This is a genomic window from Agromyces sp. NPDC127015, from assembly GCF_042725165.1.
In the GTDB taxonomy this organism is placed as follows: domain Bacteria; phylum Actinomycetota; class Actinomycetes; order Actinomycetales; family Microbacteriaceae; genus Agromyces; species Agromyces chromiiresistens.
In genome coordinates, this window is the sequence record NZ_JBHXDI010000005.1 from 478,873 (window position 1) to 505,463 (window position 26,591).

At 72.3% G+C, this 26,591-nt stretch carries 29 protein-coding genes and 1 tRNA gene; 19 read left to right on the top strand and 11 right to left on the bottom strand.

Annotation, left to right across the window (positions count from 1 at the left end):
* The first annotated feature begins 308 nt into the window (after positions 1-308).
* From ACFWGP_RS16950 to ACFWGP_RS16960, 3 genes are read left to right on the top strand one after another with little or no spacing between them, the layout of a single operon-like run.
* A complete protein-coding gene (locus ACFWGP_RS16950) occupies positions 309-1,097 on the top strand; it encodes an ABC transporter ATP-binding protein (RefSeq protein WP_231432308.1) in 789 nt (262 codons plus the stop codon).
* Positions 1,073-2,647 carry a hypothetical protein gene (locus tag ACFWGP_RS16955; RefSeq protein WP_376931424.1) on the top strand — a complete coding sequence of 525 codons (1,575 nt, stop codon included), beginning with the start codon at positions 1,073-1,075 and terminating at the stop codon, positions 2,645-2,647. Before ACFWGP_RS16950 ends, ACFWGP_RS16955 begins: the two co-directional genes overlap by 25 nt.
* 21 nt (positions 2,648-2,668) lie before the next feature.
* Positions 2,669-2,956, top strand: coding sequence for a DUF3039 domain-containing protein (locus ACFWGP_RS16960; RefSeq protein ID WP_231430578.1), 288 nt, complete (start codon positions 2,669-2,671; stop codon positions 2,954-2,956).
* A gap of 13 nt (positions 2,957-2,969) precedes the next feature.
* On the opposite strand, the gene ACFWGP_RS16965 is transcribed toward ACFWGP_RS16960, so the two are convergent.
* Complete coding sequence (locus ACFWGP_RS16965; protein ID WP_376931425.1) at positions 2,970-4,289, bottom strand: nicotinate phosphoribosyltransferase; 1,320 nt, start codon at positions 4,287-4,289, stop codon at positions 2,970-2,972.
* Positions 4,286-5,194: a DMT family transporter gene (locus ACFWGP_RS16970; RefSeq protein WP_376931426.1), complete on the bottom strand. Its 909-nt coding sequence runs from the start codon at positions 5,192-5,194 to the stop codon at positions 4,286-4,288. The genes ACFWGP_RS16965 and ACFWGP_RS16970 overlap by 4 nt, the downstream gene beginning before the upstream one ends.
* Positions 5,195-5,261: 67 nt before the next feature.
* On the opposite strand from ACFWGP_RS16970, the gene ACFWGP_RS16975 reads away from it, so the two are divergent.
* The 4 genes from ACFWGP_RS16975 to rdgB are packed head-to-tail and all read left to right on the top strand — an operon-like array spanning position 5,262 to position 8,417.
* Positions 5,262-6,131, top strand: coding sequence for a LysR family transcriptional regulator (locus tag ACFWGP_RS16975; RefSeq protein ID WP_376931427.1), 870 nt, complete (start codon positions 5,262-5,264; stop codon positions 6,129-6,131).
* Between the two features lie 11 nt (positions 6,132-6,142).
* Positions 6,143-6,991, top strand: coding sequence for a glutamate racemase (murI, locus tag ACFWGP_RS16980; RefSeq protein WP_275505718.1), 849 nt, complete (start codon positions 6,143-6,145; stop codon positions 6,989-6,991).
* Complete coding sequence (rph, locus tag ACFWGP_RS16985; protein WP_231430583.1) at positions 6,988-7,755, top strand: ribonuclease PH; 768 nt, start codon at positions 6,988-6,990, stop codon at positions 7,753-7,755. Before murI ends, rph begins: the two co-directional genes overlap by 4 nt.
* A complete protein-coding gene (gene rdgB, locus ACFWGP_RS16990) occupies positions 7,752-8,417 on the top strand; it encodes an RdgB/HAM1 family non-canonical purine NTP pyrophosphatase (protein WP_376931428.1) in 666 nt (221 codons plus the stop codon). The genes rph and rdgB overlap by 4 nt, the downstream gene beginning before the upstream one ends.
* A 25-nt stretch (positions 8,418-8,442) precedes the next feature.
* Here rdgB and ACFWGP_RS16995 read toward each other — a convergent pair whose 3' ends face one another.
* Entirely contained in the window at positions 8,443-9,261 is an 819-nt protein-coding gene (locus ACFWGP_RS16995) for a S9 family peptidase (RefSeq protein ID WP_231430586.1), read from the bottom strand.
* A 134-nt stretch (positions 9,262-9,395) separates the two neighbouring features.
* On the opposite strand from ACFWGP_RS16995, the gene ACFWGP_RS17000 reads away from it, so the two are divergent.
* Positions 9,396-10,322, top strand: coding sequence for a cation diffusion facilitator family transporter (locus tag ACFWGP_RS17000; RefSeq protein WP_376931429.1), 927 nt, complete (start codon positions 9,396-9,398; stop codon positions 10,320-10,322).
* 73 nt (positions 10,323-10,395) lie between these two features.
* Here ACFWGP_RS17000 and ACFWGP_RS17005 read toward each other — a convergent pair whose 3' ends face one another.
* Positions 10,396-10,935 (bottom strand): hypothetical protein, encoded by a 540-nt coding sequence (locus ACFWGP_RS17005; RefSeq protein ID WP_231430588.1) that lies wholly within the window; start codon positions 10,933-10,935, stop codon positions 10,396-10,398.
* A gap of 141 nt (positions 10,936-11,076) precedes the next feature.
* Complete coding sequence (locus tag ACFWGP_RS17010) at positions 11,077-12,783, bottom strand: FAD-dependent oxidoreductase (RefSeq protein WP_376931430.1); 1,707 nt, start codon at positions 12,781-12,783, stop codon at positions 11,077-11,079.
* A 113-nt stretch (positions 12,784-12,896) separates the two neighbouring features.
* Between ACFWGP_RS17010 and ACFWGP_RS17015 the strand changes: the two genes are divergently transcribed.
* The gene (locus ACFWGP_RS17015) at positions 12,897-14,030 is read left to right on the top strand and encodes a response regulator transcription factor (protein WP_376931431.1); all 1,134 of its coding nucleotides are present in this window, start codon (positions 12,897-12,899) and stop codon (positions 14,028-14,030) included.
* Positions 14,031-14,081: 51 nt separating this feature from the next.
* Here the strand turns inward: ACFWGP_RS17015 and ACFWGP_RS17020 are convergent, their stop codons facing one another.
* Complete coding sequence (locus ACFWGP_RS17020; RefSeq protein WP_231430592.1) at positions 14,082-14,846, bottom strand: DedA family protein; 765 nt, start codon at positions 14,844-14,846, stop codon at positions 14,082-14,084.
* A gap of 221 nt (positions 14,847-15,067) precedes the next feature.
* Between ACFWGP_RS17020 and ACFWGP_RS17025 the strand changes: the two genes are divergently transcribed.
* Positions 15,068-15,943, top strand: coding sequence for an LLM class flavin-dependent oxidoreductase (locus ACFWGP_RS17025; protein WP_275505723.1), 876 nt, complete (start codon positions 15,068-15,070; stop codon positions 15,941-15,943).
* Positions 15,944-16,169: 226 nt separating this feature from the next.
* On the opposite strand, the gene ACFWGP_RS17030 is transcribed toward ACFWGP_RS17025, so the two are convergent.
* Positions 16,170-16,251 (bottom strand) — tRNA-Leu (locus ACFWGP_RS17030).
* 165 nt (positions 16,252-16,416) lie between these two features.
* On the opposite strand from ACFWGP_RS17030, the gene ACFWGP_RS17035 reads away from it, so the two are divergent.
* Positions 16,417-17,238, top strand: coding sequence for a M23 family metallopeptidase (locus ACFWGP_RS17035; protein ID WP_275505724.1), 822 nt, complete (start codon positions 16,417-16,419; stop codon positions 17,236-17,238).
* On the opposite strand, the gene ACFWGP_RS17040 is transcribed toward ACFWGP_RS17035, so the two are convergent.
* The 3 genes from ACFWGP_RS17040 to ACFWGP_RS17050 all read right to left on the bottom strand — a co-directional run bounded on the left by ACFWGP_RS17040 (position 17,235) and on the right by ACFWGP_RS17050 (position 20,122).
* Positions 17,235-18,611, bottom strand: coding sequence for an acyltransferase (locus ACFWGP_RS17040; protein WP_275505725.1), 1,377 nt, complete (start codon positions 18,609-18,611; stop codon positions 17,235-17,237). The genes ACFWGP_RS17035 and ACFWGP_RS17040 overlap by 4 nt on opposite strands.
* 177 nt (positions 18,612-18,788) lie before the next feature.
* On the bottom strand, positions 18,789-19,736 hold the full coding sequence (locus ACFWGP_RS17045; protein ID WP_376931432.1) for a permease prefix domain 1-containing protein: 948 nt from the start codon (positions 19,734-19,736) through the stop codon (positions 18,789-18,791).
* Complete coding sequence (locus ACFWGP_RS17050; RefSeq protein WP_275505726.1) at positions 19,733-20,122, bottom strand: PadR family transcriptional regulator; 390 nt, start codon at positions 20,120-20,122, stop codon at positions 19,733-19,735. The genes ACFWGP_RS17045 and ACFWGP_RS17050 overlap by 4 nt, the downstream gene beginning before the upstream one ends.
* Before the next feature lie 143 nt (positions 20,123-20,265).
* On the opposite strand from ACFWGP_RS17050, the gene ACFWGP_RS17055 reads away from it, so the two are divergent.
* The 8 genes from ACFWGP_RS17055 (at position 20,266) to ACFWGP_RS17090 (ending at position 25,302) form a co-directional block, all read left to right on the top strand.
* On the top strand, positions 20,266-21,495 hold the full coding sequence (locus tag ACFWGP_RS17055) for a CpaF family protein (RefSeq protein ID WP_376931433.1): 1,230 nt from the start codon (positions 20,266-20,268) through the stop codon (positions 21,493-21,495).
* A complete protein-coding gene (locus ACFWGP_RS17060; protein ID WP_376931434.1) occupies positions 21,492-22,355 on the top strand; it encodes a type II secretion system F family protein in 864 nt (287 codons plus the stop codon). Before ACFWGP_RS17055 ends, ACFWGP_RS17060 begins: the two co-directional genes overlap by 4 nt.
* Positions 22,343-23,290 carry a type II secretion system F family protein gene (locus ACFWGP_RS17065; RefSeq protein WP_376931435.1) on the top strand — a complete coding sequence of 316 codons (948 nt, stop codon included), beginning with the start codon at positions 22,343-22,345 and terminating at the stop codon, positions 23,288-23,290. The genes ACFWGP_RS17060 and ACFWGP_RS17065 overlap by 13 nt, the downstream gene beginning before the upstream one ends.
* Before the next feature lie 24 nt (positions 23,291-23,314).
* Positions 23,315-23,482 carry a hypothetical protein gene (locus ACFWGP_RS17070; RefSeq protein ID WP_231430606.1) on the top strand — a complete coding sequence of 56 codons (168 nt, stop codon included), beginning with the start codon at positions 23,315-23,317 and terminating at the stop codon, positions 23,480-23,482.
* A gap of 20 nt (positions 23,483-23,502) precedes the next feature.
* Positions 23,503-23,892 (top strand): TadE/TadG family type IV pilus assembly protein, encoded by a 390-nt coding sequence (locus ACFWGP_RS17075; RefSeq protein WP_231430607.1) that lies wholly within the window; start codon positions 23,503-23,505, stop codon positions 23,890-23,892.
* Positions 23,867-24,352 (top strand): hypothetical protein, encoded by a 486-nt coding sequence (locus tag ACFWGP_RS17080; protein ID WP_376931436.1) that lies wholly within the window; start codon positions 23,867-23,869, stop codon positions 24,350-24,352. Before ACFWGP_RS17075 ends, ACFWGP_RS17080 begins: the two co-directional genes overlap by 26 nt.
* An 86-nt stretch (positions 24,353-24,438) precedes the next feature.
* Complete coding sequence (locus ACFWGP_RS17085) at positions 24,439-24,837, top strand: pilus assembly protein TadG-related protein (protein WP_231430610.1); 399 nt, start codon at positions 24,439-24,441, stop codon at positions 24,835-24,837.
* 66 nt (positions 24,838-24,903) lie between these two features.
* On the top strand, positions 24,904-25,302 hold the full coding sequence (locus tag ACFWGP_RS17090; RefSeq protein ID WP_376931437.1) for a TIGR03618 family F420-dependent PPOX class oxidoreductase: 399 nt from the start codon (positions 24,904-24,906) through the stop codon (positions 25,300-25,302).
* 9 nt (positions 25,303-25,311) lie between these two features.
* Here ACFWGP_RS17090 and ACFWGP_RS17095 read toward each other — a convergent pair whose 3' ends face one another.
* Positions 25,312-26,580 carry an MFS transporter gene (locus ACFWGP_RS17095; protein ID WP_275505731.1) on the bottom strand — a complete coding sequence of 423 codons (1,269 nt, stop codon included), beginning with the start codon at positions 26,578-26,580 and terminating at the stop codon, positions 25,312-25,314.
* Positions 26,581-26,591 lie beyond the last annotated feature (11 nt).

Here is a 26,591-nt window from a genome sequence, read left to right on the forward strand (position 1 = left end):
CGTTCGACCTGGAGGCGACCACCGAACGCAAGCGCACGGCGGCGACGGCGGCGACCGCGGCGACGGAGGTGCTGGTCCACGAATCGGACGAAGCGCCCGCCGCCGGCGTCACGACGCCGCCTGCCGACGCGGTCGACCCCGACGGCTCGGCGGCACTCGCCGAGACCTCGCCCGCCGAGGCGCCCGGCGCCGACGGCGTGCTCGACGACGCAGCCGCCGAGGCATCCGCACCGACCATCGCTGCCCAGGCCGTGACCGTGATCCCCGCGAAGAAGTCGACGGCGCCGCGCAAGAAGCGCACCCTCCGGGTGGCGCGGCCGGCGCCGCCCGTCGATGCGCCGCGCGTGCTCGAGATCTCCGGCCTCGTGAAGCGCTTCGGCGAGAACACGGCGGTCGACGGCATCAGCCTCTCGGTGCGCGCGGGGTCGTTCTTCGGCATCGTCGGGCCGAACGGCGCGGGCAAGACGACGACGCTCTCGATGGTCACGGGCCTGCTGCGGCCCGACGCCGGCACGGTCGCCATCCACGGCATCGACGCCTGGGCCGACCCGCGCGCCGCGAAGCGCGTGACCGGCGTGCTGCCAGACCGCCTGCGCCTGTTCGATCGGTTGACCGGCAGCCAGCTGCTCTACTACTCGGGCGTGCTCCGCGGGCTCGACAACCGCACGGTGCGCGATCGCAGCGCCGACCTCATCTCCGCGTTCGGGCTCGACGACGCGGTCGACCGGCTCGTCGCCGACTACTCGGCCGGCATGACGAAGAAGATCGCGCTCGCGTGCGCGCTGATCCACTCGCCCCGGCTGCTCGTGCTCGACGAGCCCTTCGAGTCGGTCGACCCGGTGTCGGCCGCGAACCTCACCGAGATCCTCGAACGGTACGTCGCGGGCGGCGGCACGGTGGTGCTCTCGAGCCACGGCATGGATCTCATCGAGCGGGTGTGCGACTCGGCGGCCATCATTGTCTCGGGCCGCGTGCTCGCCTCCGGCACCCTCGACGAGGTGCGCGCCGGCCAGACGCTCGAAGACCGATTCGTCGAGCTCGCGGGCGGGCGCAAGGCTGCGGAAGGCATGGAATGGTTGCACAGTTTCTCGGACTGAAACTGCGCCTGCTGGCGAACATCTTCAAACGGAGCACCTGGCAGGTCGTCGGCATCGTCGTCGGGCTCGTCTACGGGCTCGGGCTCGCGATCGTCCTGTTCCTCTCGCTCGTCGCGCTGCGCGTCGTCGGCGACGTCGAGACGATCCGCAACGCGCTCGTCATCGCCGGGTCGGCGACGATGGTCGGGTTCATCGTGTTCCCGCTCGTGTTCGGCACCGACGACACGATGGACCCGCGCAAGTTCGCGCTCTTCGGCCTGCCCGACCGCACGCTCGCGCTGAGCCTCGCGGTCGCCGGGCTCGTCGGCATCCCGGCGCTCGTGCTCGGCATCGTGCTGCTCGGCACCGTCGTCACCTGGTCGCGCGGTGTCGCCGAGACCCTGCTCGCGCTCATCTCCGCCGCGCTCGCGTTCGCGACCTGCCTGCTCCTGGCCCGGGTGACGACCGCGCTCGCATCGTTCCTGCTGTCGACGCGACGCGCCCGCGAACTGCTCGGCGTCATCGGCCTGCTGCTCATCGTCATGCTCTCGCCCATCATCGTCGCGATCGCGACCCTCGACTGGGCGAACTCGGGGCAGAGCATCCTCTCGACCCTCGGCGGATTCCTCGGCTGGACGCCGTTCGGCGCCGCCTTCGCGGTGCCCGGCGACGCCTCGGCCGGCGCGTGGGGTCCGGCCGTGCTCGAACTCCTCATCGCCGCGGCCACGCTCGGCGCCGTCTGGCTCGCCTGGCAGGCGCTCGTCGCGAAGATGCTCGTCACGCCCGGCCGCGAGGCCTCGGCGAAGAGCTATCGCGGGCTCGGCTGGTTCGATCGGATGCCGCACGGCGCGACGGGCGCCGTCGCCGCCCGCAGCTTCACGTACTGGTTCCGCGACGCCCGCTACTGGGTGTCGGTCGTGATGATCCCGATCGTGCCCGTGCTCGTGATGGTGCCGCTCGGCGTCGCCGGCGTGCCGACCCAGTACCTCGGGCTCATCCCGGTGCCGCTCATGTGCCTGTTCCTCGGCTGGAGCCTGCACAACGACACCGCGTACGACTCGACCGCGATCTGGCTGCACGTCGTGTCCGGGGTGCGCGGGGTCTCCGACCGGTTCGGCCGGCTGGTGCCGGTGCTCCTCGCAGGCGTCCTCGTGATCGGCCTCGGCAGCGCGGTCACCGTCTTCGTGCTCGGCGACTGGCGCCTCCTGCCGTCGCTGCTCGGCGTGAGCACCGCGCTGCTGCTCGCCGGGCTCGGAGTCGGCTCGGTCGCGTCCGCGCGGTTCCCCTATCCTGCGGTGAAGCCGGGCGACAGCCCGTTCCAGCAGCCCCAGGCCACGGGCGGGCTCACGGCACTCGTGCAGTCGCTCACGATGCTCGCCTCCGTCCTCATCGCGGCTCCGGCCCTGATCTTCGCCGCGATGGGCGTGCTCGTCGACCCGTCGTGGCATGCGGCGGCGTTCGCCGCCGGCGTCGGCCTCGGGCTCGGTGCACTCGCGATCGGCGTGTGGTGGGGCGGACGCGTGTTCGACGCCCGCGGCCCCGAGACGCTCGCCGCGGCCATCCGCGCCTGAGCCGCGCGTAGACTCTTCGTCATGATCCACAGCGTGCGCGCCAGCATCGCCGACCCCGGCCAGCCGGGCGGCGGCACCGACGTCCTCGACCGCGAACTCGAGAAGCTCCTCGAGGACGAGGCCATCGAGCCGGGCGACCACGAGCGCTTCTCGCACTACGTGCAGAAGGAGAAGATCCTCGAGTCGGCGCTCACCGGCAAGCCGGTCAAGGCGCTCTGCGGCAAGAAGTGGACGCCGGGTCGCGACCCCGAGAAGTTCCCGGTGTGCCCGACCTGCAAGGAGATCTACGAGAAGATGCGTCGCTCGTAGGCGCGCACCTTCTTCAGCGGTAGCTCGTCGGGATCACCGGCTCGCCGCGGCCGAGGCGGAACGCCTCGATCGGCAGCTCCTGCATGACCTCGGCGCGGTGCGCCCGCGCAGCGGCCGTGCCGGCCGGACCGAGGTGCGCCGGGTCGGGCTCGCCCTTCGCGACCAGCTGGACCATGAGCGGGCGGAGCCGGTCGCCCGCCTCGAACTCGGCCTCGCCGCCGGGCCCGTCGCCCACGAACACGAGCTCCTCGCGAGCGGTACGGGTCGAGTCGAGCCTGCGGGCGGCGTTCTTGCGTCCGCCGACGCTCGCCTTCTGGGTCGAGGCCTTCGCGACCGGCACCCATTCGCCCGCGTCGTCCTTGCGGGCGACGAGCTTGTAGACCATGCCTGCGGCGGGAAAGCCCGAGCCGGTGACCACGGCGGTGCCGACGCCGTACGAGTCGACCGGTGCGCCCGAGAGCCCCGCGATCGTGAACTCGTCGAGATCGCTCGTCACGGTGATCTTCGTATCGACCGCCCCGAGCGCGTCGAGCTGCTCGCGCACCGCGGCGACGACCGTCGGCAGGTCGCCCGAGTCGATGCGCACCGCGCCGAGCTCGGGACCGGCGACCTGCACGGCGAGCTCGACGCCGCGGGTGATGTCGTACGTGTCGACGAGGAGGGTCGTCTTCGGGCCGAATGCGGCCACCTGGGCGCGGAACGCGTCTTCCTCGCTGTCGTGGAGGAGCGTGAAGGCGTGCGCCGCGGTGCCCATCGTCGGGATGCCCCAGGTGCGGCCGGCCTCCAGGTTCGAGGTCGCGTCGAACCCGGCGATGTAGGCGGCGCGCGCGGCGGCGATCGCCGAGCGTTCGCTCGTGCGACGTGAACCCATCTCGGCGATCGGTCGGCCGAGTGCGACCGACACCATGCGTGCTGCGGCGCTCGCGATGGAGGAGTCGTAGTTGAGCGTCGAGAGCACCACGGTCTCGAGCATGACGGCCTCGGCGAACGACGCCTGGATGGTGAGCAGCGGCGAGCCCGGGAAGTACGCCTCGCCCTCGCGATACCCCCAGATGTCGCCCGTGAACCGGTAGTCGGCGAGCCAGTCGAGCGTCGCGGGCCGCACGATCTCCTGTTCGCGCAGCCACTCGAGCTCGGCGTCTTCGAAATGGAACCGCTGGACGAGTTCGAGCAGGCGCCCGGTGCCGGCGACGACGCCGTAGCGGCGTCCGTCGGGCAGGCGTCTCGCGAACGCCTCGAAGAGGCTCTCGCGGTGGGCGGTGCCGTCGAGCAGGGCGGCATCGACCATCGTCAGTTCGTAGCGGTCGGTGAAGAGGGCAGCTGAGCCGGTCACGCCCCCGAGCCTAGCCGGAGCCGACGCGACCCCGGTCGCGGCGACGCGGCGTCGGGCGGGCCGGATGCGTCGGCGGGGCGTGCGGTCGCGACGACGTTGCTCAGCATCACGAGCGCGATGCCCGCGAGCTGCCAACCGGTGAGCGTCTGCCCGAGGATGAGGAAGCCGAAGAGCGTCGCCGCGGCCGGGTGCAGGCTCTGCAGCACGCCGAACCTGGCTCTCGAGACGCGTCGCAGTGCCCACATGTCGATCGCGTAGGGGAGCGCCGAGCAGAGCAGGCCGACCGCGACCCCGACGAGGAGCACGCGCGGAAGCTCCGCCGGGTCGAGCCCGATGAGCGCGAGCACGAGGAGCGGCGAGGTGGCCGCTGCGGCGGTGGTGTTCGAGACCGCGGTCGCGGTGAGGCCCGGCAGCGCGAGCGCGGCCCGCTGGCCGATGACGATGTAGGCCGCCCAGGCGCCCGCCGCGACGAAGCCGAAGGCGATGCCGAGCGGGTCGAGGCCGGCGACCGTGCCGGTGAGCAGCACGACGCCGAGCCCCGCTCCGAGCGCGCAGGCGAGGTCGAGCCGCCGGCGCGAACCGACGAGCGCGACCGCGAGGGGGCCGAGGAACTCGAGGGTGACCGCGAGGCCGAGGCCGACCCGGCTGATCGAGGCGTAGAGCGAGAGGTTCATGACGACGAGCACCGCGCCGAGCAGCACGGCGGGGCGCAGGCGGCGCCAGCCGATCGCGCGGAGCCGGGGGCGGGCCACGGCGAGCGTCGCGATCGCGGCGACCGCCTGGCGCAGGGCGACGACACCGGCCGGCCCGACGATCGGGAAGACGGTCGCGCCGATCGCGGCGCCGACGGCGACCGAGGTCGCGCTGCCGACCATGGCGAGGCTCGCCGCTCGTGTCGATTCCATGATTCGACGCTAGGTCGCATTGCGTTCGAAGTGAAATGCAATCACGGACGATCGATACGCTAGACGCATGGATGTCGAGCTCCGCCACCTCCGGGTCCTCGTGGCACTCGACGAGGAGCGCTCGTTCACCGCGGCCGCGGCGCGCCTCGGGCTCTCGCAGGCGGCCGTCTCGCGGGCGATCGCGGCGCTCGAGCACGAGCTCGGCACCCCGCTCGTGCACCGCACCACCCGCCGGGTCGAGCCGACGGCCGCGGGCGCCGCCTTCGCGGGCACGGCCCGCCGGCTGAACGCCGAGCTCGACCGTGCGGTCGCGGAGCTGCGAGGCGAACGGTCCCGGGTGCGACTCGGCTACTCGTGGGCGGCTCTCGGGGCGCACACGACCGCCGTGCTCCGCGCGTGGAACCGCGCGCACCCCGACGAGCCGCTGCGGCTCAGCCGCATCAACCGGCGCGACGCCGGCCTCGCCGACGGCCGGGTCGACCTCGCCGTGATCCGCGGCGACGTGCGCGTGCCCGACGTCGTCGACGAGGTCGTGGGCCACGAACGCCGCTACGTGGCGATGCCGGTCGACCACGAGCTCGCCGACCGGGCGCGGGTCGCACTCGCCGACCTCACGCCGTTCGTCGTCGCGGTCGACCGGTACACGGGCACGACCACGACCTCGCTGTGGTCCGACGCCGGGCTCGAACCGCCCCGCATCACCGACACGACCGCCTTCGAGGACTGGCTCGACCTCATCGCCGCCGGCGAGGTCATCGGCGTCACGGCGGCGGCCACGACCCACCAGTACCCGAGGCCGGGCATCGTGTTCGCCGACCTCACCGATGCTCCGCCGATCGAGGTGCACCTCGCCTGGCACCGATCGTGGCGGCATCCGGCGACGACGAGACTGGCGCGCGCCATCCGCGAGGCCTACGCGACCGGCCCGCTCGCCTAAGCTTGAACCTCGTGACGGACGCACCGATCGGGATCTTCGACTCAGGGGTCGGCGGCCTCACCGTCGCCCGCGCGGTGAAGGACCAGCTGCCGAACGAGTCGATCCTGTACATCGGCGACCTCGAGCACTCGCCTTACGGGCCGAAGAAGATCGCCGACGTGCGCGGCTACGCGCTCGCCGTGCTCGACGACCTCGTCGCGCAGGGCGTGAAGATGCTCGTGATCGCGTGCAACACGGCTTCGTCGGCGATGCTGCGCGACGCGCGCGAGCGCTACGACGTGCCCGTGGTCGAGGTCATCCAGCCCGCCGTGCGCCGGGCGGTCGCGGCGACGAAGACCGGCCGGGTGGGCGTGATCGGCACCCAGGGCACCGTCTCGTCGCGAGCGTACGACGACGCGTTCGCCGCGGCACCCCACCTCGAGCTCTTCTCGCAGGCGTGCCCCCGTTTCGTCGAGTTCGTCGAGGCGGGCATCACGACGGGCGACGAACTGCTCGCCGTCGCCGAGGAGTACCTCGCGCCGCTGCGCCGCGCCGACATCGACACGCTCGTGCTCGGCTGCACCCACTACCCGTTCCTGAAAGGCGCCATCTCGTACGTCATGGGCGAGGGCGTCACCCTCGTCTCGAGCGACGTCGAGACCGCGAACGACGTCTACCGCGTGCTCGTCTCGACGGGCATGGAGCGGCGCGACCCGACGCCGCCCAGCTACCGCTACGAGGCGACCGGTCGTTCGACGAGCGCCTTCCTCGACCTCGCACACCGACTGATCGCCCCCGAGATCCCGAGCGTCGAGCTCGTGCAGACGGGCGTCATCCCCCTTCCCGACCGCGCACGGCTTCGACAGGAGAACAACGCATGACCGAGGCATCCGCCACCCCGATCGTCCGAGCCGACGGGCGTGCGCCCGACCAGCTGCGCGAGGTGACCATCGAGCGCGGCTGGAGCGCCCATGCCGAGGGCAGCGCCCTCATCTCGTTCGGCGGCACGAAGGTGCTGTGCACCGCGAGCTTCACGAACGGCGTGCCGCGCTGGCTCACCGGCAAGGGCAAGGGCTGGGTCACGGCGGAGTACGCGATGCTGCCCCGCTCGACGAACACCCGCAACGACCGCGAGAGCGTGAAGGGCCGCATCGGCGGGCGCACCCACGAGATCAGCCGCCTCATCGGTCGCAGCCTCCGCGCCGTCATCGACACCAAGGCGCTCGGCGAGAACACGATCGTGATCGACTGCGACGTGCTGCAGGCCGACGGCGGCACGCGCACTGCCGCGATCACGGGCGCGTACGTCGCGCTCGCCGACGCCATCGAGTGGGCCCGCGACAAGAAGTTCATCGGGCAGAAGGCGACTCCGCTCATCGACACCGTCTCGGCCGTGTCGGTCGGCATCATCGACGGCGTCCCCATGCTCGACCTCGCCTATGTCGAGGACGTGCGCGCCGAGACCGACATGAACGTCGTCGCCACCGGGCGCGGGCTCTTCGTCGAGGTGCAGGGCACCGCCGAGGGTGCGCCGTTCGACCGGCGCGAGCTCGACTCGCTGCTCGACCTCGCCCTCGCCGGCACCGCATCGCTCACCGAGCTGCAGCGCGCCGCGCTCGCCGAGGCGGCGGGGGAGCGCGCGTGACCGGGGCGAACGCCACGGCCGCATCGGGTGCGCTCGAGGTCGTGCTCGCCACCCACAACGCGCACAAGGTGGCCGAGTTCCAGCGCATCCTGGGTGAGCGGATGCCGGGACTCGCGGTGCTCGCCTACGACGGCCCGTCGCCCGTGGAGGACGGCACGAGCTTCGCCGAGAACGCGCTCATCAAGGCTCGCGCCGCGGCGGAGCACACCGGGCGCATCGCACTCGCCGACGACTCGGGTATCACGGTCGACGTCATGGGCGGCGCCCCCGGCATCTTCTCAGCCCGCTGGGCGGGCGAGCGCGCCGGCGACGAGGAGAACGTGCGGCTGCTGCTCGCGCAGCTCGGCGACGTGCGCCGGCCGAATCGCGGCGCGGCCTTCCACTGCACGATCGCGGTCGTCGTGCCGTCGGCCGTGCTCCGGGACGCCGATGCCGACGAGGAGTTCGTCGCCGAGGGACTCTGGCGAGGTTCGCTCGCCTACGAGCCGCGCGGCTCGCACGGATTCGGCTACGACCCCGTGTTCGAGCCCGAGGGGCACGAGGTGACGGCCGCCGAGCTGCTGCCCGAGCAGAAGAACGCGATCAGCCACCGGGCGCGGGCGTTCGAGGCGCTCATCCCCGAGCTCGAGCGCATCGCGGCGGGCCTCACTCCCGCCGAATAGCGGATGCCCCTGCCCAAGCCCGACGTCACCCGGTGACGAACGCCGTCAACCGGTCGGCGAACTCGTTGAACGCCGTGCCGGTGGTGAGCATCGCCCACCCGTGGCCGACCCCGTCGCCGACGATCGTCACGTCGTCGCTCGCGCTCGCGTCGGCGAGCTGCTGCAGCTCGTCGACGCTCACGGTCGAGTCGTCGGGGGCGACTGCGAGGAAGAGCGGCGCCGCGAGCGCCGGTGCGTCGTCCATCGAGTCGTAGCCGCGGAACGAGATCGGTCCCGACAGGTCGGCGACGCCGTCGAGGACGGCGGCATCGCCGTCCCGCCCGCCCGCGACGACGGCCGCCGTTCCGCCCATCGAGGCACCGATGACGACGACCCGCTCCGCCCCGTGCTCGCGCGCCCAGTCGGCGGCCGCGAGCAGGGCGTCGGCACCGTCGTCGACGACGTGGTTCGCGCCGGAGGGGCACTCGGTCGCGCCGTAGCCGCAGTTGTTGACGAGCAGCACCTGCACGCCCTGCTCGGCCAGGCTCGACGCGTACGGCCAGAATCCGCACTCGTCTTGATTCCGCTGGTGCGCGAAGATCGCGGTCGTCGTGCCGGAGCCTGCGACGCCGACGTCGAACAGCGCCTCGCCGACGGGCAGCAGCATCGCGCTCGACTCGACGCCGGTGTCGCCGCACTGCTCGGAGGGCGGCGTGGGCTGCTCGGCGGCGGGCTCGGCCGTCGCCGATGCGTCGGCGCCGCTCGTCGCTCCGCCGCCGCCTCCGGGACCGCCCGCGCATGCGGAGAGCGCGGCGACGAGGCATCCGACGGTCAGGGCGATGGCGAGCGTGCGGCGCGAGGGCATGCACCGCAGCCTAGGGCGGGAGCCGCAGCGACCGCGACCCCCCCGTGCGCTGCCATGCCGGTGAGAACGCGACTCATTCCTGATTGGGGCGATTCGCTCCCGGCGCGCCCCGGCCGACCTACGCTGGAAGCGACATGGCACACGATCACGCGCACGACCACGCTGCGACGGCGAACCGCACCCGACTCTGGATCGCGATCGCGATCATCGGCGCGTTCGTGCTCGTGCAGGTCATCGGCGGCCTGCTGAGCGGCTCCCTCGCACTGCTCGCCGACGCCGGGCACATGACGAGCGACCTCATCGGCCTGATCGTCGCGCTCGTCGCCGCGATCGTCGCCGCCCGCCCGGCGACCGACCGGCAGACCTACGGATTCCGTCGCGCCGAGGTGTTCGGTGCGCTCATCAACGGCGTGATCCTCGTCGTCGTCGCAGTGACCGTCACGATCGGCGCGATCGGCCGGCTCGTCACGGGCGCGGAGGGCGAGGCGCACGAGGTGCAGGGCGGCATGATGCTCGTCATCGCCGTGCTCGGGCTCGTCGCGAACATCGCGGCGATGCTCGTGCTGCGCGGCGGAGCGAAGGACTCGATCAACCTGCGCGGCGCGTACCTCGAGGTGCTCGGCGACACGATCGGCTCGGCCCTCGTCATCGTCGCGGCGATCGTCATCCTCCTGACCGGCTGGAACGCGGCCGACCCGATCGCCTCGCTCGGCATCGCGGTGCTGATCGTGCCGCGCGCGCTGTCGCTGCTGCGCGACGTCGTGCGAGTGCTCAGCGAGAGCGCGCCCGCCGACACCGACGTCGCCGAGATCCGCGACCACCTGCTCGGCACCGCCGGAGTGGTGGCGGTGCACGACATCCACGTCTGGCAGATCACCTCAGGCCAGCCGGTGTTCACGGCGCACGTCGAGGTCGAGCCCGAGGTCTTCGAGGCGGGGCGCGCGGGTGCGCTGCTCGACGAGCTCGGGGGATGCCTCAGCGAGCACTTCGACGTCGCGCACTCGACCTTCCAGCTCGAGCCCGCCGGCCGGGCGGAGCAGGAGCAGGGCTCGCACTGCTGACCGGCGCGCGCGAAGCGGCCGAGGCCCACCGCGCGGATGCGAAGCGGGCCTCGGCGCCGTCTGCCGAGGGCGATCAGCAGCTCACCGCGGGGTTGAACGGCGTGAAGACGCCCGCCGGGTTGTGCGCTCCGACCCACACGTGCAGGTCGTAGTGCGTCGGCATGCCTGGCTCGTGCCCGGGCATCGGGCCGTCGAACGGCCGCGTGCCGAGCATCGGCACGGGCTGGCCGACGTCGGGCTCGAAGAACTCGGCGCTCCAGAGGCGGAGCTCGCCCGACGGCGACGGGCCGTAGGTGAGCATCGGCGGCGCGGCGGGGTCGACCGGTGCGCCGGGGCGCACGAGCGCCGGGTTCACGTAGTGGAAGCCCATCGCTCCGTCGGGGCTCGCGGCGCATTCGCCGGCGGGCACGTAGCCGGCGGCGATCGCGGCGTCGACGTCGTGGAATCGGGCGGTCGCGGCACGCACGTCGGCGACGACGCGCCGCATCTCGGGCGTCGTGGGGCCGGGGTCGAGCGGGTGTTCGCCGTCGTGGGCCTGCGCCGGCAGCGCCGACAGGGTGACGGCCGCGGCGGTGACGAGCGTCGCGGCGATGGTGCGGTGGATGGTGCGCATGGTGATGGTTTCCTTCGTTCGGGTTCGGGTTCGGGTTCGGGTTCGGGTTCGGGTTCGGGTGCGGGTTCGGCGTGCGGTTGCGTGCGGTTGCGGCTCGGTGCGGGTGGCCGAGTTCGGGGGTCCGATGCCGCCGCGCGACGCTCAGTCGCGCTCGACCGCGTGCGATGCGATCCAGACGCGTCGCGGGTCGTAGAGGTCGCGCACGCGCACGAGCCGCTCGCGGTCGGCCGCCTCGGAGAACGCCGAGCTCGCGTCCGGGCGTTCGGCGAAGTTCGGGAAGGTGCCGCCCGTCGACCAGGGCTGCAGCGCGCCGGCGACCGCGGCGGTGACCTGCTCGCCGAGCTCGGCGAGCTCGGGGGTCGGCGCGGGCGAGACGGCGAAGAGCGCGTAGGCACCGTCGAGGCGGGCGAGCGCGCCGTCGTGCGGGCGGGCGAGCGCCCCGCCGAGGTGACGGAGCTCCGCGATCATGAGCGGCGTCTCGACGCCGGGCCCCGCCGCGGCGAGCAGCGCGTCGATCGCCGCCTCCGGAAGGCCGGCGAGCATCGCGTGGTCGGAGACGCCGGGGGTCGGCGCGGGCGGGTCCATGTGGACCGCGAGCAGCCCCGACGACGGCATCCGCCCGAAGGTGTCGAGCTCGGGTGCGAGGTCGCGGAGGGGGGCGAGCAGCTCGGCCGCCCGCTCGTCGTCCTCGAGCAGCGCGCCGTCGATGACGACGAGCTCGCGGCCGCTGAGGAAGGGCGGCAGCTCGGGCAGCGGCGGGAAGCGCATGAGGCGCAGCGAGGTCGTGACCGACTCGGGCACCGTGCTCGTCCACTCCGCCCACGCGCGGGCGACCTGCGGCGCCGCCGCGAGGTCCCACAGGAGCATTCCCGCGACCACGTCGGCGATGGGCAGCAGGTCGATCTCGACGGCGACGACGACGCCGAAGCCGCCACCGCCGCCCCGGAGCGCCCAGAACAGGGCGGCGTGCTGTTCAGCGCTCGCACGGATGAGCTCGCCGTCGGCCGTGACGAGCTCGATCGCCCGCACCGATGAAGCGGCCAGCCCGTGCGCGCGCCCGTAGAACGAGAGTCCGCCGCCGAGCAGGTAGCCCGCGACCGCGACGTCGCCCGCGCTGCCGTGCAGCGCGGTCAGGCCGTGCGGGGCCGCCGCGGCGACGACGTCCTGCCAGAGCGTGCCGCCGGCGACGCGCGCGGTACGCAGGGCCGGGTCGACCTCGACACCCGTGAGGGCGTGCAGGCGGAGGAGCAGCGCCTCCTCGAGGTGGTCGCCGGCGATGGCGGATGCCGCGTGGCCAGTGCTCTGCGGCGCGATCCGCAGTCCGTCGGCGCCGGCCGCCGTGACGGCGGCGACGACCTCGGCGACGGTGCGTGGCACGGCGACGGCGGCCGGCCGCTGCGAGACGGCCAGGTTCCACGGGCGGCAGGCGTCGTCGTAGCCGGTGTCGCCCGGCAGGAGGACGACCTCGAGCTCGCGCAGCGCGGCGAGGCCGGTGATGATCGGGTTCATGCTGATTCCTTCGTAATGGGTCGGAGCGGGTGCGGCCACCGTCGCCTCGAGTCGCACGAGCATGCCCGCGGGCCGCTCGCGTTCGTCGGCGACGACCTCGACGCGGACGTCGCGGGTCGCGTCGCCGAGTCGCTCGGCGAGGATGCCCACGAGCTCGTCGGCGGGTTCGGCCGACGCGTTGTGCACGCGAAGCCGGCGCAGCGCGGTCAGCGGCAGCCCGCGGTCGACGATGTCGTGCTCGAGGCGCACGAACGCGAGGCACAGCTGCGCGGTCGCGTCGTCGGCGTGCACGAGATCGCCGCGCTCGTCGACGGGCTCGGAGTGGATCGTGGTGGTCACGGATCCAAGCCTGCGAACGGCGCCGGCCCCGAGCCATCCCAGTTGTGGGGGGATTTCCGGATCCCAGTGTTCTGGGATATCGCGGCGGGGGCCGGCGGGCGCATACTGATCGCATGCACAACCGGTTGCGCGCCGAACGCGCTCGCGGCGATCTCGACGTGCTCTCGCGCGCTGGCCTCGACCTCGACGACTTCATCGCCGAGGCGACCGAGACCGTCGGCCGGGCGACGCCGTGGGTGGGCGCGTGCGTCGGCACGCACGACCCGTCGACCATGATGCTGACGAGCGCCCGCAAGTACGGCTCGCTCGTCGCGAACAACGAGCACGACATGCTGTTCGGCCTCCTCGAGTACGGGGCCGAGGAGCCGAGCTCGTTCCGCGCGCTCGCCAGGTCGGAGGCGCGCGCGATCGGCATGCACGCCTCGGACGACGTCGACGCCGACCGGTCGGAGCGCACGAACCGCCTCATGCGCCCGGTCTACGGCTTCGGCGACGAGGCCCGCCTCGTGTTCCGCGACGGTGCGGGCGTGTGGGGGTGCCTCGCGATGTTCCGGGGAACGGACGACGCGAAGTTCTCGCGCGATGAGGTCGACTTCCTCGGCACCCTGTCGGAGTCGTTCGCCCGGGGCGTCCGCGCCGGAATGCTGACCCGGCTCTCGGCGCCACCGGTCGCCGAGTCGGACGTCTGCGGGCCGGCGGTCGTCATCGTGGGAACCGACGACGAGGTCTCGCAGATCAGCCTGGGTGCCGAGGAGCGGCTCGCCCAGCTCGCGACCACCCAGCACAGCGGCGACCCGCTGAGCCTCGTGACCTCGCTCGTCGGCGCGGCCCGGCGCATGCTCGCCGTGCCCGGCTCGCCGATCCCGCGGGCGCGCGTGCGTACCGCCGCGGGCACCTGGCTCGTGCTGCACGCCTCGCCGCTGGCCGGTCCCGACGGCGCAGCGGGCGACGTCGTCATCACGATCGAGGAGGCGCGCCCGCCCGAGATTGTCGCACTCGTGGTCGCCGCGTTCGGGCTGACGCCCCGCGAGCGCGACGTCACGAGGCTCGTGCTGCAGGGCGTCGAGACGAAGGAGATCGCGGCGACCATGCACGTCTCGGCCTACACCGTGCAGGACCACCTGAAGTCGGTGTTCGAGAAGGCTGGGGTGCGCAGCCGTCGCGAGCTCATCTCGCGCGTCTACTTCGACCAGTACGTGCCGCGGATGGGCACCGAGGTCGCGCCGAGCGGGTGGTACGCGGGCTGAAGCCGCGAGGCGCGGTTCAGGCGAGCGGATGCCTCGGCCGAGGCATCCCCGTCAGTGCTCGTCGTGCTTCGGGCCCCGCTCGAAGACGTCGGCGTCGAGCACGAGCTCGGCGGCCTCGGTCTCGTCGGTGACGACGTCTTCGCCGGCGGCGGCGGCCTTCTTCGCCTTCGACCGCTCGCGCAGGTAGTGCCAGAGCGTCACGATGGCCGTGCCGCCGACCGCCGCGAGCAGGATGAGGTCGATGTACTCCTTGACGAAGTCGGCGATCGGGGGGATGAAGCCGATCGCGTACCCGAACATCGTGAGTCCGAAGCCCCAGAGCACGGCGCCGACGAGGTTGTAGAGCGTGTACTTGCCCTTGTGCATGTGGCCGACGCCTGCGGCGACGGGGGTGAAGGTGCGCACGATCGGCACGAAGCGCGCGAGGATGACCGCGAGGGCGCCGAACCGGTCGAAGAAGGCGTTCGTGCGTTCGACGTTCTTGACGCTGAACAGGCCCGATTCCTTTCGTTCGAAGATCGCCGGGCCGGCCTTGTGGCCGATGAGGTAGCCGACCTCGCCGCCGATGAACGCGGCGAGTCCGATGAGCAGCGACACCCACCAGACGCTGATGCCGAAGACGCCCTCGGGCGAACCGGGCAGCGGGTGCGAGAGCAGCCCCGAGATCACGAGGAGGGTGTCGCCGGGCAGCAGGAACCCGACGAGCAGGCCCGTCTCGGCGAAGATGATGCCGCACACGACGAGCAGCGCCCACGGCCCGGCGCCGCCGATGATCGTCTCGGGGTCGAGCCACGGGATGAGGGCGGTGTGGACCATGCGGATGGGCTCCAGTCGTCGGACCCGGCGGTACCGGGTCGGCGGGCGGCGTGGGTATGACGTGAGTCTACCGAGCGGCCCCTGGACGCGGCATCCGACTGCAGGATGACCCGCATCTCACCCCGCGGGGTGAGATGCGCGGCACCGGCCGCGCTCGTTCCGCACGACGCCGCCGTCGGCGAGGTCGCTGCGTGTCGGTCGTCGCGCGTAGGGTCGCCGACATGCGCTACGGATTCATCTATCCCGGCAGTGATCCAGAACTCGCGGTCGAGCTGGCCGGGCTCGCAGAACAGTACGGCTGGCATGGATTCTTCGTGTGGGAGGGCATCTGGGCGACCGACCCGTGGTCGGTGCTCGCGGCGGCGGCGATGCGCACGACGAACGTGCGACTGGGCACGATGCTCACGCCCGTGCCCCGCCGCCGGGTGTGGGAGCTCGCGGGCCAGACGATGACGGTCGACCGGCTCTCGGGCGGGCGCGTCATCCTGTCGGCCGGGCTCGGCGTCGCCGAAGACGCCGAAGACCGCTTCTGGATCTTCGAGCACGACCCGGGCCGGCGCGAGCGGGCCGACGTCTTCGACGAGTCGCTCGACCTCCTGCCGAAGCTCTGGCGAGGCGAGCCCTTCGAGCACGAGGGGGCGCACTACACGGTGCGGCGCACCGACCGCATGCTGCCGCTGCCGCCCGTGCAGCAACCGCGCATCCCGATCTGGGCGGTCGGCCTGTGGCCGCGCCCGAAGTCCATGCGACGCGTCGCCCGCCTCGACGGGTGGTTGCCCAACTACGCGCCGCCCGGCGAGGGCGCCGCGGGGCCCGACGCCCAGCGCGAGCTGTTCACGCCCGAGATCGGCGCCGAGGCGATGGCGTGGCTGCGCGCCGAGCGCGAGCGCCTCGGCCTCGCCGACGAGCCGTTCGACTGGGTGCAGGAGGGCACGACGGCGGGGCTCGACCCGGCCTCCGACGCCGCGGTCGTCCGCAGTTGGGCCGAGGCGGGGGCGACGTGGTGGCTCGACACCGACTGGTCGGTGCCCGCCGAGCGCATCGAGCAGTACTCGAGAGCGCGGCTCGCGGCGGGTCCGCCCGTCATCGACCGCTGACACGGGGTCGGCCCGGGCTCGCGTCGATCACACGAGCCCGGGCCGTATTTCCCCTGATCCCGATGACCGAACCACCGGGGCGTCGTCCCTGCGACTCTCTCAGCAGAACACGGGAACCGATTCCTCCGCGAGGGGTTGACGGGGCCCGTGGCCTGATGCATTGCGAGTCGGGTAGGACGGAAACGGTCGAACGCAGCGCCGTCGGGCTGCGTCGCGTCGCGTCGCGTGCGGAAGGTGGGACTTGAACCCACACGCCCGAAGGCACAGGAACCTAAATCCTGCGTGTCTGCCGATTTCACCACTCCCGCGAGTGCCCGTTCAGTCTATGCGGGTGCGCTTTCGCCGAGCCGCGCCTGCCTGGTGCACACGATGTCCGTGCCAGCACTGATTCGGCTCCGAGGCGGCTGCGGGAAACTTGCGCTCCAGCGCCTGGCGCGTGGGTCGGGCGCCCACTCGGCCGATCGAGGTGCGCCATGGCGTGGCAGGAGTTCTATCGAGCGGGGGGCAACGCATTCGGCATCCTCCCGAACTCGCGCTACTACGGTCCGCAGGGTCATCGAGGGCGGGACTTCATCCACGATCGCGGAACGCCGATTCCTGCGTATCGAGCCGGGCGCGTCGACGCCATCGAGCACTCGCAGTTTCTCGGAACCTGCGTCATCGTCCGCCTCGATGAAGGCCGCTTCGCCGGTTGGGCGCACGCGATGAGGGTCGTCGTCGACGTGGGAGACGACATCGGTCCAGGCGACACGATCGCCCACATCGCGGGACGCGAGGACGACCCGGGAGAGTCCTGGGACGGGGCTCACTCACACACCACGCTCGGGCCGGCTGCGAGCTCGATCTTCGAGGGAACGGTGGAGGACCCGATGAGGCTCATCGGTCCGGCCATCGGAATCGAGAGTGTGATTGCAGGACTCAAGGAGGATGACATGTTCGAGAATTCCGACCGGAACAGGCTCAATAACGTGTGGGCCGGACTATTCTCCGGCGCATCGGTCGAGATCGACGGAGTCGTCAAGCGATTCAACTACGGGGTCCTGCCGATCGTCGCCCACAACCAGACACTCATCGCCCAGCAGGCCGGACGGATCGCGGCACTGGAGGAGGCGATCGCCCAGCTTTCGGCGGGTACGGACGTCTCACTCGACGTCTCGCGGATCGACGACGCACGGTTGAACGGCATCGACGAGTTCGCGAACCAGAATGCGCTGCCGTTGTCGGTCGAACTCGATCACATCGACGGCGTCGACGTGGTGAACATGAACGTCGACGAGGTGGACCGAGCCGGTTAGACGGGCCGTCGACGGTCTCGGGCCGTCGCCGGCGTCGCACCGCGGATGCCGCGCGGTCGCAGCAGCACGAGCGCGAGCGCGACGAGCACCGTGCCGACGACCGCGATCTGCAGGTCGAGGAACCACTGCATCACGAGGAACGGCGGCACGATCGCCAAGAGGGTCGCGACAGCCGTGACCTTGGGCGAGGGAGCGGTCCGCCCGGCCGGGATCGCCGTCGGCATCCGCTCGAAACGCACGAGCAGCGGCGCGATCGCGAACACGACGGCGAGCACGACGACGAACATGATCGGGCGCGTGAGCCACCAGGCGGCGCTGCCGGGTTCGGGTGCGGCGCCGGGCACGAGCAGCGACAGCCCCTCGACGACGACGATGACCGGAAGGTGCCACAGGTACACCGTCATCGCACGGCTGCCGACGAGGTAGACCACCGCCTGGGCGGGGCGACGCCGCATGAGCGCGTCGAGCGGACGGTGCAGGGCGCTCAGCAGGCTGAGCTGCGCGACGCCGAGCAGCATGAGCGGCACCGTGGGCGGGTTGAGGTTCACGAGCATGTCGGGGGAGTACCAGCCCGCCGCGACGAGCGGCCAGATCACGAGGTACGCCGCCGCGGCGAGCCCGACGAGCGTGACGACGCGCCGGCGCCGGAACCAGCCGTCGGCGTACCAGAAGCCGAGCTGCTGCACGAAGAGCCAGACGAACAGGAGGTTGAGGAGCCCGATCTCGGTGACGCCCGAGGCGATGCGCAGCGCGTCGACCGCGACGGCGCCCGCGGCGAGCACCCCGAGCGTCGTCCGTGGTGCGCGGGCATGCAGCCGCGTCATCCACGGCACTGCGCTCTGCGCGATGAGGAACGCCGCGAGGAACCAGAGCGGTGAGCCCGCCCCGGTCGCGACGGTGTCGAGGAGCGCCGGGTCGACGCCCGCGAGCGTCGCCCCGCCGAGCACGACGGCGAAGAACGCGAAGAGCGGCAGCGACGGCCCGGCGAGTCGCAGCACGCGGCCGCGCACGAACGCGGTCGCGTCGCCGCCTCGACGGGCGAGGCTGCGCCAGGCCGCGAGGGCGGTGAAGCCGCCGACCGCGAAGAAGAGCGGCATGATCTGGCCGACCCAGGTCGCGGCGGCGAACCACGGCTGCGCCTCGAGCGGACGCGAGACGACGAGCGCTCCGTCGGGCGCGTACCCGACGCCGATCATGAGCAGATGGATGACGACGACCAGCAGGATGCACCCGACCCGGGCGAGGTCGACCACGAGGTCGCGCGAGGCGAGTGCTGCGGCCCGGGCGGCATCGGCGCGTTCGGCGGTGGCGGTGACGGTCGGAGCGGGAGCGCCCGATCGCGCGGCGGGGCTCGATCGCGGCGTTGCGGTCATGTCGGCCTGGCTCCTCGTCATTCGGGTCGGCGGGCCGAGCCTAGCAACGCCGAGCGGCTCCGCGAGTGAGCCTGTGGACGCCCGCATCGGTGCCCAGCGGAACCGCTTCGGGGGTCGCCCTCCGCCGCTCCGCGCCGAGTGACGATGCGGATGGCGGATGGCGCCCCCGGAAGGCGATCAGTGCGATGAGCGAGCGTCGTGGCCGAACAGCATGCGCGCGAGCACGAGCATCATGACGATGAACGCGGCGACCACCGGCAGCGGCGCCCACCACCAGCCGACCGTGAAGCCGAGCACGGGCACGAGCGCGAACGCCGTGAGCCAGATGACGGCGCTGTAGATGCCGAAGCGGGCGGCCGCGGCCGGGTCCTGCTCGAAGCGGTTGCCGACCTCGACGGCGTCGCGGTGCATCGCGACCACCCACGGCTTGTGCCGGTTCGTCTGGGTGGCACCGAGCGCGCTCAGCACGGCGATCGCGGCGACGGCGAGCACCGCGGCGAGCACGAGCCAGACGAGCTCGAGCCGCCAGACGACGACGGCGGCGAAGCCCAGTGAGGCGACGAGCGTGCCGGTCGCCGCACCGAAGGCGACGGCGCGGCCGGTCGGCAGCGGGTAGTTCGTCGTGGTCTCCTGGCGGAGCGCGTCGGCCGTGATGACGCCGATCGCGAGCCCGAGCGCGGCGGCGATCGCGATGAGCGGCCCGGCGGCGAGCGGCATGAGCGGGGTGAGGCCGAGCACGAGGGTCACGAGCGCCGCCGCCGCGACGATCGAGAGCACGACGGTGCGCACGACGAACGCGGGCTTCGGGCGCACCCGGTGGCGCAGGGCCGTCTGGGCGGCGGATGCCGCGGGGCGAGCGGCGCGTGCGGAGGGTGCAGAGGCATCCGCGTCGCCGGTCGCCGCCGCGACGAGCTCGCGCACGTCGCCGAGCTCGTCGACGGCTCGGCGGGCGGCCTCGGCGGGGGAGGCGCCGGCGACCTCGAGCTCGGCGACCCGCGAGAGCAGGTTGTCGCGGATCTCCTCCTTCAGGTCTTGCGCCTCGGGGGTGGGGTCGATGCCCGCGAAGGCCTCGTCGAGGAGGCGGTGCACCTCGGTCGAGGTGCGGGGGCTGCGGTTGTCGCTCATCGCAGGGAGCCTTTCGTGTTCGCCGGCGCCGTCTGGCTGCCGAGCAGGGAGTCGATGACGGTGCGGGTGGCCACCCAGCTCGCCACGTTCTGGCGGAAGGCGGCGCGGCCCGCGTCGGTGATGCGGTAGTACTTGCGGCGGCCGCCCTGCGACTCGTCGCCCCAGTACGCCTCTGCGAGACCGTCGCGTACGAGCCGGCGGTAGCTGGCGTAGAGGGTCGCCTCCTTGATCTCGTAGCCCCCGCCCGTGGCATCGCGGATGTGCTTGTAGATCTCGAAGCCGTAGCTGTCGTGCTCGCGCAGCACGCCGAGCACGATCGTGTCGGTGTGCCCGCGCAGCAGGTCGGCCGCGAAGGCGTCGCCGGATGCCGCTGAATCTTGGATCATGTGAAGTACTGTAACAGATCAAGTAATAAATGTGAACAAGAAATGGATGTCGCAGGGTGGCGCGCCGACGACGTGGATGGCTCGCGGCTGGCGTTGTGGATAACTTCGACGCAGTCGTCGGGCCCCACCGCATGATGGATGCCATGTCCGACGCCGTCCGCACCATCGCCGAGCGCGTGCGCACGCGGGTGCTGCGCGAGGGGGTCGATCTCGCGGGCGACGACGACGTCGCCGCCCGGTATGCGCACGACGAGGTGAGACGGTACAGCGAGCGGGCGCTCGCGGGCGCCCATTCGGGGCTCGTCGACGAGGCGGGCACCGCGCGAGACGTCGTCGCCGCGCTCACCGGGTACGGCGCCCTGCAGCCCTTCTTCGACGATGACACCGTCGAAGAGATCTGGATCAACGGTCCGGCCCGCGTGTTCGTGGCGCGCGGAGGCGTCTCCGAACTGACGAACCTCGTGCTGAGCGACCGCGAGGTGCGCGAACTCGTCGAGCGCATGCTCGCGCACACCGGACGGCGCGTCGACCTCAGCTCGCCGTTCGTCGATGCCTCGCTGCCCGACGGATCGCGGTTGCACGTGGCGATTCCCGACGTCGCGAGGGAGCACTGGGCGGTCAACGTCCGAAAGTTCCAGCGGCGCATCAGGTCGCTCGCGGCGCTCGTCGAGCTCGGATCGCTGACGGTCCAGGCCTCCGAGTACCTGCGCATGTCGGTGCTCGCCGGAGCGAACATCCTCGTCTCCGGGGCGACGCACACCGGCAAGACCACCATGCTCAACGCCCTCATGTCGGGCGCGCGGACGGGCGACCGGGTCGTCACCGTGGAGGAGACCTTCGAGCTCGACCTCGACGTGCGCGACCTCGTCGCCCTCCAGTGCCGGCAGCCGAGCCTCGAGGGAACCGGCGAGATCACCCTGCGACGGCTCATCAAGGAGGCGTTGCGCATGCGCCCCGACCGGCTCATCGTGGGCGAGGTGCGAGAGGCCGAGAGCCTCGACCTGCTCATCGCGCTGAACTCGGGTCTTCCCGGCATGTGCACCATCCACGCGAACTCGGCTCGCGACGCACTCGCGAAGCTGTGCACGCTGCCGCTGCTCGCCGGACGGAACATCGACTCCGCCTTCGTCGTTCCGACGGTGGCGAGCTGCATCGACCTCGTCGTCCACCTCGCGATCGACCGGGACGGACACCGCCGCGTCGCCGAGATCCTCGCGCCCACCGGTGCAGCCAGCGGGGCGAGTGTCGACGCGGAGGCGATCTTCGCGACGAGCGACGGCGTGCTGATGGCGACCGGGGCGCGCCCGGCCCGCCTCGAGAAGTTCGAGGCCCGCGGCTTCGACCCCGACCACGTCCTGGGCGTGGTCGCATGAGTCTCGTGCTCGGCGCGGTGCTCGGCCTCGGCATCCTGCTCATCGCCGCACCATTGCTCTGGCCGCGCGTCGCTGGTGCTTCCACGAGGGCGACGGACTCGCTCGACCGCCTTCGCGGCGAACTCGCCCTGGCGGGGCTCGGCGGCGTGCCGCTGCCCGTCATCGTGGCCGTCGGCCTCGCGCTCGCCCTCGTCGGCGCCGCCCTCGCGCAGGCGATCTTCGGCATACCGTTCCTGACCGCGATCGGTGCGCTCCTCGGTGGCGCGCTCGTCCCGTTCGTCGTGCGAGGCCGCGCGGCCCGCCGGCGCGCGGCGAATCGCGCGGTCTGGCCCGACGTCGTCGACCACCTGGTCGCGTCGGTTCGGGCGGGCATGTCGCTGCCCGACAGCCTCGGAGCCCTCGCGGAGCTCGGCCCGGCTCCGACGCGACCCGCGTTCGCCGCGTTCGAACGCGAGTACCGGCGCACGGCGAACTTCTCCGCCTGCCTCGACGGGCTCAAGGCCGAGCTCGCCGATCCCGTCTCCGACCGGATCCTCGAAACACTGCGCATGGCGCGGGAGGTCGGCGGCAGCGACGTGACCGCAGTCCTGCGCGCGCTCGCCGGGTACCTCCGTGAAGACGCGGCACTCCGCGCCGAGGTCATCTCGCGCCAGTCCTGGATCCGCAACGCGGCTCGGCTCGGCGTTGCCGCCCCCTGGCTGCTGCTGCTCGTGCTCGCCTCGCGGCACGAGGCGATCATCGCCTACGACAGCCCGGCCGGAGCCGTCCTCATCCTCGTCGGCCTCGGCGTGACCCTCGTTGCGTACCGCGCCATGATCGCGCTCGGCCGGCTTCCCGAGGAGCGACGATGGTTCAACTGACGACCGTCGGGGCACTGAGCCTCGTCCTCGGCGTCACCGCCGGCCTCGGTCTCTGGATGCTCGTGTCGACGCTGCCGCGGATCGGCCGTCCGCGCCTCGCGGAACGCGTCGCACCATACGTCGCCGACCTCTCTGCGGAGGCACGGGCGATGCTCGCACGACGACCCGCCGACCCGGGCCCCGTGCTCGCAGCGCTCGTCGCGCCGACCGCCCAGCGGCTGCGCGGAGTGCTGTCGTCGTGGCTCGGCGGCAACGACCTCATCGCACGGCGCCTGCGCCAGGCGGGCTCGACGGCGAGTGTCGAGCGATTCCGCGGCGAGCAGCTCGCCTGGGCGGCCGGCGGGTTCGTGTTCGGGGCAGCTCTCGCCGTGGCGGCACCCGGCTTCGCGACGCTGCCCGCGATCGTGCGGATCACGGCTCCGTTCATCGCGGCGGCGCTCGGCGCGATCGGACGTGACTGGGTCCTGCAGCGGAGCGCGAGACGGCGCCTCGCCCGCATCTCATCCGAGCTCGCGACCGTCCTCGAGTTCCTGACGCTGAGCCTCACCGCAGGCGAAGGCATGCTCGACGCGCTGCGCAGGGTGTCGGCAGCGGGCACCGGCGAGTTGCCGACCGAGTTCGGTCGGGTCGTCGCGACGGTCGGCACCGGCGTACCGCTCGCGACGGCGCTCGCCGAGCTGCGCGACGGTGTCGACCATCCCGGGCTCACTCGCGCGCTGGATCAGGTGCTCGGAGCGCTCGAGCGCGGGGCACCCCTCGCCGCCGTGCTGCGCGCCCAAGCCGGCGACGCCCGCGAGGCCGCGAAGCGCTCGATCATCGAGGCGGCCGGCCGCAAGGAGATCGCGATGCTCGTGCCGTTGATCTTCCTCATCCTCCCGGTCACGATCGCCTTCGCGCTCTTCCCCGGCTACCTCGTACTGCAGGCGGGCTTCTGATGCCCGACGACGAAAGGAACTCCCATGCGACAGCAGATCATGCGCCGAATCCACGACGAGCGCGGCGACGTGCCCGGCTGGGTGTTGATCACCCTCATGACCGCCGGGCTCGTGATCGTCATCTGGGGCCTCGCCGGTCCCGCGCTGAGCGACGTCTTCAACCAGGCGATCGATCGAGTGCTCGGCATCTGATCCGGCGCTCGCTCGCGGTGGTGCGGGCGCGACTCGCCGACGAACGAGGCTCGGCGGTCGCGGAGTTCACCCTCGTCGGCGTCTTGCTGACGGTGCTCGCGCTCGCGGTCGTGCAGCTCGGGCTCGCGCTCCATGTGCGCAACACGGTGCTCGATGCTGCGGCCGAGGGAGCCCGGTACGCATCGCTCGCCGGGTCGAGCGATGCCGACGGCGTCGTGCGCACGCGGGAGCTGATCTCGGCTGCGATCTCGAGCGACTATGCGGGCGAGGTGAGCGCGTCGCGCACGACGATCGACGGCGTTCCGGTCGTCGCAGTGACCGTTCGTGCGACGCTGCCCGTCGTCGGACTGCTCGGCCTCGATCGCGGGCTGGAGGTGACCGGGCATGCGGCGGTCGAACGCCTCGGCTGACCTGCGGTGGCCGGCGGGCCCGAGTGGCGACGACGGCGAGCGGGGCTCCGCGTCGCTCGAGTTCCTGACGGTCGGGATGCTGCTGCTCGTGCCGCTCGTCTACCTGGTGCTCGCGATCGCCGCCGTGCAGGGCGGTGCGCTCGCGGTCGAGGGTGCCGCCCGCCAGGCCGCCCGGGTCGCCGTCGAGGCGGGCGGTCGGGGCGACGCCGAGATCGCCGTCGAGCGCGCGGTGGCGGTCGCGCTCGCGGACTACGGGATCGAGGCCGGCGAGGCGTCCGTCGAGCTCGACTGCCAGGCGGGCGACTGCGCCGCACCCGGCAGCCGGGTGCGGGTGTCGGTCCGGGCCACGGTGCGCCTGCCCCTCGTCCCCGACGTGCTCGACCTCGACCGGGTCGGCAGCGTTCCGCTCGATGCGAGCGCGACGCAGACGGTGTCGCGATTCGCGGGTGATCGCCCGTGACGCGCTGGGCCGCACGGTTCCGCCGGGGAGCGGAGCCGAGACGCGAGTGCCATGCCGGTGCCGGCGGCGACGAACGCGGATCCACGATGCTGCTCACGATCTTCTTCTGCGCGCTCGGGCTCGCCCTCGTGCTCGTGGTCGCATCGGCGACGTCGCTCTATCTCGACCGGAAGCGACTCTTCACCCTCGCCGACGGGGCCGCGCTCGCCGGCGCCGAGATGTGGAACCTCGACGAGGTGCGCGTCGACGACGGTGCGCTCTCCGTCGAACTCGACGACGCCCGCGTCCTGCGCGCCGCGAACGACTACCTCGGCGACGCCGTGCACGAACTCGACGCGGTCGAACTCGTCGAGGCGACGTCGACCGACGGCCGCACCGCGACCGTGACCCTGCGGGCCGTGTGGCACGCGCCGATCTCGACCGACCTCATCCCGGTGGCGGTGCCCATCGAGGTGACGGCGACCGCCCGGTCGGTCTTCCATTGACGCACGATGGCCCGCGCGCTGCCTGATCGGGAATATGCGGCCGCCCGCGCCTGATTGACTTGAAGCATGACCATCGAGATCTCAGACCACTTCACCCGCATCCTCAACGCGCCCGTGTTCGCCTTCCTCGGCACCACGCGCCCGAACGGCGAGGTGCAGGTCAACCCGATGTGGTTCGAGTTCGATGCCGACACCCAGACCATCCGTTTCACCCACACGACGAAGCGTGCGAAGTTCCGCAACTTGCAGAAGAACCCGGCGATGACGCTCGCGATGACCGACCCAGAGAACGCGCACAAGTACGTCGAGGTGCGCGGCCGGCTCGCCGAAGTCGTCCCCGACCCCGAGGGGGCGTTCTACGTGCACCTCGGGCAGCGGTACGGCGACCCCGACACCGCGGTGCCCGCCGACCACGCCGACCGCGTCATCCTCGTCATGCAGCTCGAGAAGGTCAACGGCCGCTGACGGCGCCGGTCAGCGCAGGCGGCGCGGCACGTACCTCGGGATGTAGCGCCAGAGCACGCCCGCCCCGATGAGGCCGACGATGCCCATCGTCGCGCTCGCGGCCATGATCGACACGAGCGACGTCACGCCCGCGACGACGAGCGGCGCGACCGCCTGGCCGGTGTCGCCGATCGTGCGGTACGCGGCGAGGAACGGGGCCGGGTTCGCCTTCGGTGCCAGGTCGGCGCCGAGGGTCAGGATCACCCCGCTCGACAGCCCGTTCGCGACGCCGAAGAGCAGCGCGACCGCCGTGAACCACGCGGCCGCAGCGGGCACGTCGTGGGTGAACGCGAGCACGAGGTGCCCGACCGCGAGCCCGAGCAGCCCGGGGATGGCGCTCCACATGCGGCCGAACCGGTCCATGACCTGCCCGCTCACGTAGAACAGCGCGAAGTCGATCGTCGCCGAGATGCCGATCACGAGTGCCGCCTGCTCGGGCGGCATGCCGATCGACACCGCCCACAGCGGCAGGATCATCGTGCGACTCGCGCGCAGCGCCGCGAGGATGCCGATGCCCGTGCCGATGCGTGCGAGCACCTCGCGGTGCACCACGATCGCGCGGAACACGCCGTGCGATGCGGCCGCCGCGTCGGCCTCGCCGGCGGTGCCGCGACGCCCTTCGACCGCGGATGCCTCACGCGCGCGCCGTGCGGCCCCGAATGCCTGCTCGGGGTCGGGCAGCAGCACGAGCACCACGACGACCGCGAAGCAGCTCGCGACGAGCACCCAGAACACCGGCTCCGAGGAGCCCGCGAACGCGATGATCGCCGCCGCGACGAACGGGCCGACCGCCCAGCCGGCGCGGAACACGCCCGCGAGCGTCGACAGCGCGCGGGCGCGCACCCGCTCGGGCACGTAGCTCGTGAGGAATGCGTGGCGGGCGAGCCCGAACACCGCCGTCGCGAGCCCGAGCAGGAACACCCCGACACCGAGCGCGACCGTCGTCGGCGACGCGAGCGCGACGAGCACGCCGGTCACCGCGAGCAGCGCCGCCCCGATCATGGCGTTGCGCTCGCCGATGCGGGCGACGACCCACCCCGAGGGCAGGTCGCCGACGAGCTCGCCGACCATGAGCATCGCGGCGATGAGCCCCGCGAGCGCGAGCGAGGCGCCGCGCTCGGTCGCGACGACCGGGATGACGGGGATGATCGCCCCCTCGCCGAGCGAGAACAGCAGCGTCGGCAGGTAGGCCGGGAGGACGATGCCGCGCCACGAGAACGGGGCGGCGGAGTCGGTCATCGCCTTCGACG